The 1,080-nt window shown below is 52.1% G+C and carries 2 protein-coding genes; one reads left to right on the top strand and one right to left on the bottom strand.

The genetic code is table 11. From position 1 onward, the window contains the following. Window positions 1-410 (top strand): SMP-30/gluconolactonase/LRE family protein (locus AC2FNB_RS21325; RefSeq protein WP_496748719.1); only part of this gene is annotated, 410 nt, incomplete at its 5' end. On the opposite strand, the gene AC2FNB_RS21320 is transcribed toward AC2FNB_RS21325, so the two are convergent. Continuing rightward, the coding region (locus AC2FNB_RS21320) for a GntR family transcriptional regulator (protein WP_496748718.1) at window positions 378-1,080 on the bottom strand (703 nt) is incomplete at its 5' end. The two genes, AC2FNB_RS21325 and AC2FNB_RS21320, sit on opposite strands and share 33 nt — an antisense overlap.

Genomic DNA, 1,080 nt, shown 5'->3' with positions numbered 1-1,080 from the left:
CGACCGACTTCGTTCAGCCCAATGGTTTGGCGTTCTCACCCGATGAAAGCTCGCTCTATATTGCAGACACAGGTGCAACCCACGCAGAAGACGGGCCGAAACACATACGCAAGTTCAATGTGAATGGTGACAAACTATCGGGCGGCGAAGCCATATCGGAGTGTCCGGTTGGGCTCTATGATGGATTCCGGATTGATACGGAGGGCAACATTTGGACCAGCACGGGCGAGGGCGTTCACTGCCTCACACCAGCAGGTCAATTGCTTGGAAAAATTCAGATTCCGGAAGTTGTCGCAAATGTCTGCTTCGGCGGTTCAAAACGCAACCGGCTTTTTATCTGCGGAACAACAAGCCTGTATGCAACCTATCTAAATGTTTCAGGCGCGTTTGCCGGAACCATTGGAAGCTGATTTGGCCCTGGCGTTGTAGAGATCGGTCACGTTAACCTTCAACTGTTGGAGATGGTCTTTCATCATCTCGCCAGCTGCAGCGCCATCCCTCCTACGAATGAGCTCCGCGATCTCCGAGTGCTGCTCTTGCATCAACGGGCGTCTTGCGACCCATTTCGTTGACATGAAACGCGCTCTGAACACGGCGGCATTGTATTGTCCATGAGTTATGATCAAGGAGCCATTCTCTGTGCCAGCAACAATGGTCTTATGGAAATCCATGTCGATGTTGAAGAACTCGAGTTCGTCGCCGTCATCGGGGAAGGTGCCAAGAAGCTCAATTTGCTTTTCCAGTTTCGACATCACATGAGAGCTGTGTTTTTCAGCCAGAATTTCACAGGCGAGGCGTTCCATCGAAGATAGGACGTCGATGAGGTCGAGTATTTGCTCCAGCGATGGATCCGCTACCCGAGGCCTAAGATTGGGTTGCATCTCGACCAATCCCTCAGACGCAAGTGTCCGCAAGGCTTCTCTAAGCGGCGTCCTCGAGACACCCAGTTTTTCGGAGATTTCCCGTTCGGCAAGAACCTCATTGGGCTTCAACTTATCGAGCAAGATTTGCTCACGTAGTAAGTCCGCCGCTCGGTCAGCGAGCGTCGAACGACTTACGGCAGTCTCGTTTCCTTGTTGA

Source organism: Ruegeria sp. BHSB058 (genome assembly GCF_059613285.1).
This window is presented reverse-complemented; position numbering and strand designations above follow the sequence as displayed.